6 protein-coding genes are annotated in these 5,505 nt (G+C 67.6%); 4 read left to right on the top strand and 2 right to left on the bottom strand.

The genetic code is table 11. From position 1 onward, the window contains the following. From A7B20_RS20920 to A7B20_RS20930, 3 genes are all read left to right on the top strand, one after another. Nucleotides 1–367: hypothetical protein (locus A7B20_RS20920; RefSeq protein ID WP_216641235.1), on the top strand; the 367-nt coding region annotated here is incomplete at its 5' end. Continuing rightward, nucleotides 364–1,050 carry a class II aldolase/adducin family protein gene (locus A7B20_RS20925; protein ID WP_102110515.1) on the top strand — a complete coding sequence of 229 codons (687 nt, stop codon included), beginning with the start codon at nucleotides 364–366 and terminating at the stop codon, nucleotides 1,048–1,050. The genes A7B20_RS20920 and A7B20_RS20925, both read left to right, overlap by 4 nt. 268 nt (nucleotides 1,051–1,318) lie before the next feature. Then, a complete protein-coding gene (locus A7B20_RS20930; RefSeq protein ID WP_102110516.1) occupies nucleotides 1,319–2,098 on the top strand; it encodes a helix-turn-helix transcriptional regulator in 780 nt (259 codons plus the stop codon). A 421-nt stretch (nucleotides 2,099–2,519) separates the two neighbouring features. On the opposite strand, the gene tsf is transcribed toward A7B20_RS20930, so the two are convergent. Next, nucleotides 2,520–3,395 carry a translation elongation factor Ts gene (gene tsf, locus A7B20_RS20935; RefSeq protein ID WP_102110517.1) on the bottom strand — a complete coding sequence of 292 codons (876 nt, stop codon included), beginning with the start codon at nucleotides 3,393–3,395 and terminating at the stop codon, nucleotides 2,520–2,522. Between the two features lie 113 nt (nucleotides 3,396–3,508). After that, the gene (gene rpsB, locus A7B20_RS20940) at nucleotides 3,509–4,369 is read right to left on the bottom strand and encodes a 30S ribosomal protein S2 (RefSeq protein WP_102110518.1); all 861 of its coding nucleotides are present in this window, start codon (nucleotides 4,367–4,369) and stop codon (nucleotides 3,509–3,511) included. A gap of 439 nt (nucleotides 4,370–4,808) precedes the next feature. On the opposite strand from rpsB, the gene A7B20_RS20945 reads away from it, so the two are divergent. Next, on the top strand, nucleotides 4,809–5,505 hold a 697-nt coding region (locus tag A7B20_RS20945), incomplete at its 3' end, for a PfkB family carbohydrate kinase (RefSeq protein ID WP_102110519.1).

Consider the following 5,505-nt stretch of genomic DNA (forward strand, 5'->3'; position numbering starts at 1 on the left):
CCCCGCGCCCGGGTCCGCCGCCGAGCGCCTGGCCCTCGCCGTCCTGACCGCCGCTCTGCTGGCGACGGCCTGCGCCGATGCGCTGGACCCGGACCGCCCGCTGATCCTCGACGGCGCCTTCGTGCGCGACCCGCTGTTCGCGGCGCTCGTCGCGGCGCTGCGCCCGGGGCGCGAGACGCGGGTCAACGACGACGGATCTGGCGTCGCCCAGGGCTGCGCGCTGCTCTGCCGTGCCGATCCGCGGGGACCGGTCGCGCTCGACCTCCAGAGCGTCGTGCCCGCACCGCTGCCCGGTCTTGCCGACCATGCCCGCGCATGGCACGAACTCGCCAGCGCAACCGCCTCACCAGAAAGGAAAAATCCATGACCGACACCGCCCGCGAGCTGCGCGCCCAGATGGTCGACATCTGCCGCCGGATGAACAGCAGCGGCATCAACCAAGGCACATCGGGCAACCTGTCGCTGCGCCACGACGGCGGTTTCCTGATCACGCCCTCGGGCCGTCCCTACGAGACGATGCAACCCGAAGACCTTGTTTTCATGGAGTTCGACGGCACCTACGAAGGCCTGCGCCCGTCGTCGGAATGGCGCTTCCACCGCGACATCCTGAAGGCGCGGCCGGACATCGACGTGGTGCTGCACTGCCACTCGCTCTATGCGACGACGCTGGCCTGCCATCACAAGTCCATTCCGTCCTTCCACTACATGACCGGCATCGCCGGCGGCACCGACATCCGCTGCGCCGGCTACGCGACCTTCGGCACGGCGGAGCTGTCGGAGAAGGCGGTCCGGGCGCTCGACGGGCGGCTGGCCTGTCTTCTGGGCCAGCACGGCCAGATCTCCCTCGGCAAGACGCTGGAAGGCGCGCTCTGGCTTGCGGTCGAGGTCGAGGCGCTGTCGCGGATGTATGTCCAGGCGCTGACCCTCGGCGAGCCGCCGATCCTGTCGGACGAGGAGATGGAGCGCGTGATCGCCCAGATGAAGCGGATGAGCTATGGCCAAGCGCCGGACGGCGACGGCGTGAACGACGTGGCGCGCCCAAAGGCCTGATCCGTCCCGGAAAAACCCGGCGGGCGAGGCATCGCGCGCGCCGGGTTTCCCACCAGACCTTTATCCCATAATCAGTATTATGTAAAAACTGGATGGACCCGACTACCGTCCTTACGGCGCCAGCGGTCCTCCGAACGGCGTGCGCGTCCTGAAATTGACCAGCGAGTCAACTTGGTTCTCGACAGGTGCCCTTCCGCAACGTTAGGTAGTTGACCAGACACCCGAGGCGGCCCCCAACGGGTCCGCCCAGCGATGGGAGCTTCAGGACATGATCGACTACCTCGAACAGCTGGTCGAAGCCACGACGGTCGAAGGCGTCTGGAAACTCCACTGCGAGAAGATGAAGGAATACCGGTTCGACCGGCTGCTCTACGGCTTCACCCGGTTCCACTCGGCCCACGGGTTCGGCAACCGCGAGGACTTCCTGATCATGACGAACCACGATCCCGATTACGTGGATCACTTCGTCAACGGCGGGCTCTATTTCCACGCGCCGATGGTCCGCTGGGCGGTCGAGAACCACGGCGCCTGTTCCTGGGGCTGGTGGGCGCAGAACCCCGACCGCCTGACCCCGAGCGAGCGCAAGGTGGTCGAGTTCAACCTCTCCCACGGCGTGACCGCGGGCTATTCCATCTCGTTCCGCGACAGCTCGATCCGCAACAAGGGTGCGATCGCGCTGACCGCCGAGCGCGGCATGACCCAGGCCGAGGTCGAGGAGATCTGGGCCGAGCATGGCCGCGTCATCCAGGTCCTGAACACGGTGGCGCACCTGAAGATGATCCAGCTGCCCTATTCCAGCCCCTCGCGCCACCTGACAGCGCGCCAGCGCGAGGCGCTGGAATGGATGCGCGATGGCAAGACCACCCAGGATGCCGCTGAAATCATGGGCCTGACGCCCGCAACGGTCGAAAAGCACCTGCGCCTCGCGCGCGAGGCGCTGGACGTCGAGACGACGGCCCAGGCGGTGCTGAAGGCGTCGTTCCAGAACCAGATCTTCGTGCTCGACAGCGACCGGTCGCCGGTTTCGGGCCAGTCCGAGCGCCGGTGAGACCTTCGTGCGCGAAGGGACAGCCGGCCTGCGCATCTGCCGGTTGACCGAAGGTAAGGAAAACCTGACTGGCCAGTTCGTTCGCCCGCGCACAGTATGAAGGCGTTCCGTGAGTGGTGGCATTATTGCCATGGAACGGCTTCCTGGGCGGGCTCAGTATTGATCGGGTCTTGCCCAGGGGCAAACTCCGGGTCATCCGGAGAGGGTGTCGCTCCGGCCGATTTGCCGGACGATGCGGAAGGTCCAGCGCACCTGCCCACATCCCCAGTTCGGGCGGCGCGGCGATCAGACGGTGCATTCGTCCCGGGTGCACCGTCACACCTTCCTCCGCCGGATGATCTGCACCCCGCAAACCGCTGTTCACCAAATGAAAAAGGCGCCCCCGAAGGAGCGCCTTTGATCCTTTTCGCCGGTCGGGCGATCAGCCCTTGGCGGCCTTCGCGACCTCGGCGGCGAAATCCTCCTTCACCACCTCGATGCCCTCGCCCACTTCCAGGCGCACGAAACCGGTGATCTCGACGCCGGCTTCCTCGGCGGCCTGGGCCACGGTGAGGTCCGGGTTCACGACGAAGTTCTGGCCCAGCAGCGTGACTTCGGACATGAACTTCGCCATGCGGCCGACGATCATCTTCTCGATCACCGCTTCCGGCTTGCCGGATTCGCGGGCGATGTCCATCTGCACCGACTTCTCCTTCTCGACCACCGCCGGGTCCAGGTCGGCCTCGGACAGCGAAGCCGGGTTGGCCGCGGCGATGTGCATGGCGACCTGGCGGCCGAAGGCGGCGTTGTCGCCCGACAGCGCGACCAGCACGCCGATCTTGCCCATGCCGTCGGCGGCGGCATTGTGGACGTAGGACGTGACGGTATTGCCGGTGACGACCGCCATGCGGCGGACCGACATGTTCTCGCCGATGGTGGCGATCTTGTCGGTGATCAGGTCCTCGACCGACTTCGAGCCGACCTTGGCGGCCTTCAGCGACTCGACGCTGTCGGCGCCCATGGCGGCCTCGGCGATCTGCGAGACCATCTTCTGGAAGTCGGCGTTCTTGGCGACGAAGTCGGTTTCCGAGTTCACCTCGACGGCGACGCCCTTGCCGCCCTCGACCTTCACGGCGACGAGGCCCTCGGCGGCGGTGCGGCCCGACTTCTTCGCGGCCTTCGCCAGGCCCTTGGTGCGCAGCCAGTCGATCGCGGCTTCCATGTCGCCGTTGGTTTCGGTCAGCGCCTTCTTGGCGTCCATCATGCCGGCACCCGAGGTGTCGCGCAGTTCCTTCACTTGTGCAGCGGTGATCGCCATCTTCAAGCTTTCCTTCTCATGCAATGCGGGATCGGATGCGGTCATTCACCCGCATCCGATGACAGCCGTGTGACGTTGGAAACGGGAGGCGCGCCTGTGTGGCGCGCGCCCCCTCAGACCTTCTGCTCGACCGGCTTGTTGTCGAGGTCCAGCGGCGCCCCGTCGGGCACGAGCGAGCCGTCGCCCTTGGTGTCGCCCAGCGGCATGTTGCGGGCTTCCTGCTCGGCCAGCACTTCCTCGGCGGCGGCTTCCTCCATGGCGCCCATGTCGACGCCCGCGGCGCTCATCTGCGCCGACATGCCGTCGAGCGCGGCGCGCGCGGCCAGGTCGCAGTAGAGCGCGATGGCGCGGGCGGCGTCGTCGTTGCCGGGGATGATGTAGTCGATGCCGTCGGGCGAGCAGTTCGAATCGACCACGGCGACGACCGGGATCCCGAGCTTCTTCGCCTCGAGGATCGCCAGATCCTCCTTGTTGACGTCGATCACGAACAGCAGGTCCGGCACGCCGCCCATCTCGCGGATGCCGCCGAGCGAGGCGTTCAGCTTCGCCTGGTCACGCTCCATCGACAGACGCTCGCGCTTGGTCAGGCCTTCGGCGCCCTGCTCCATCCGCTCGTCGATCATCTTCAGACGGGCGATCGACTGCGACACGGTCTTCCAGTTGGTGAGCGTGCCGCCCAGCCAGCGGTGGTTCATGTAGTACTGCGCGCATTTCTCGGCGGCGTCCGCGATCGGCTTCTGCGCCTGGCGCTTGGTGCCGACGAACAGGATGCGGCCGTTCTTCGCGACGGTGTCGCGGATGACCTGCAGCGCCTGGTCCAGCATCGGGACGGTCTGCGTCAGGTCCATGATGTGGATGCCGTTGCGGTCGCCGTAGATGTAGGGCGCCATGCGCGGGTTCCAGCGCTGCGTCTGGTGCCCGTAGTGAACGCCAGCTTCCAGCAGCTGACGCAGGTTGAAGTCAGGAATCGCCATCTCGTGGTCCTTTTCCGGTTTCGATCCTCGGCAGGGCCATCAGAGCTTGCGCTCAACCGGCGGACCTCTGCGGGATGTCTCCTCGCAAGGCCCAAGCCCCACCTGTGAAGTGGGGCGCGGATACACCGGGCAAGGCCGGAACGCAAGGGCCGACGGTGCCGCCCCACACCATTTTCCTCAAGGAAAATGGGCCGGTTTCCTCCAGGAAACCGGGGCCCGCCCGAACCGTCGGCCTTCGCTGGGCGCAGCGGCTTCGCCGGACGGGACAGTGCCGCGGGGATCCATTTTCCTCAAGGAAAATGAACCGGTTTCCTCGAGGAAACCGGCACCCGGAGGCGACGGCGCGCGCAGACCGTTCCGCGGCGGCGGGGCCCAGGTCACGACCACGGTCCAAAGGAGCGCCCTTGCGCCCTGCCCCGCGCTGCTCCAAAACCGCGCCATGACCAAAGGCAGCGTCCTCTGCATCGGCTCGGTCCTCTGGGACATCATCGGCCGCTCACCCGCGCACATGCGGGCGGGCTCCGACGTGCCCGGACGCATCACCCGCATTCCCGGCGGCGTCGCCATGAACATCGCCATGACGCTCGCCCGCTTCGGCCTGCGCCCGGTGCTGCTCTCCGCCGTCGGCCGCGACGCGGAAGGCGACGAGCTGATCGCCGCAGCCGCGCGGCTCGGCTGCGATACCGCGCATCTCTATCGCTCCGACGACCTGCCGACCGACCGTTACATGGCCGTCGAGGGGGCGAACGGGCTGATCGCCGCCATCGCCGACGCCCATTCGCTGGAGGCCGCGGGGGCGAAGATCCTCGCGCCGCTCTCCGACGGTCGCCTCGGGCGCCCCGAGGCGCCCTACCCCGGCATGATCGCGCTCGACGGCAACCTGACCGCGGCGCTGCTCTCGGAGATCGCCAAGAGCCCGCTCTTCGCCGCCGCCGACCTGCGCGTCGCCCCGGCGTCCCCGGGCAAGGCGGAGCGGCTGCTGTCCCTGCTGACCCATCCGCGCGCCACGCTCTACGTCAATCTCGAGGAGGCGGGGCTTCTGATGCAGACCCGCTTCGCCGACGCCGCCACCGCCGCCGCGGCCCTCGTCGGGCGCGGCGCGCACCGCGTGCTCGTCACCGACGGCGGGCGCACCG

The organism is Oceaniglobus roseus, from assembly GCF_002869745.1.
GTDB classification, from domain to species: domain Bacteria; phylum Pseudomonadota; class Alphaproteobacteria; order Rhodobacterales; family Rhodobacteraceae; genus Oceaniglobus; species Oceaniglobus roseus.

Bases quoted from the DNA above. Each gene is read 5' to 3' on its own strand.
- rpsB (WP_102110518.1), bottom strand. From the start codon at position 4,369: ATGGCGATTCCTGACTTCAACCTGCGTCAGCTGCTGGAAGCTGGCGTT.
- A7B20_RS20930 (WP_102110516.1), top strand. From the start codon at position 1,319: ATGATCGACTACCTCGAACAGCTGGTCGAAGCCACGACGGTCGAAGGC.
- tsf (WP_102110517.1), bottom strand. From the start codon at position 3,395: ATGGCGATCACCGCTGCACAAGTGAAGGAACTGCGCGACACCTCGGGT.
- A7B20_RS20925 (WP_102110515.1), top strand. From the start codon at position 364: ATGACCGACACCGCCCGCGAGCTGCGCGCCCAGATGGTCGACATCTGC.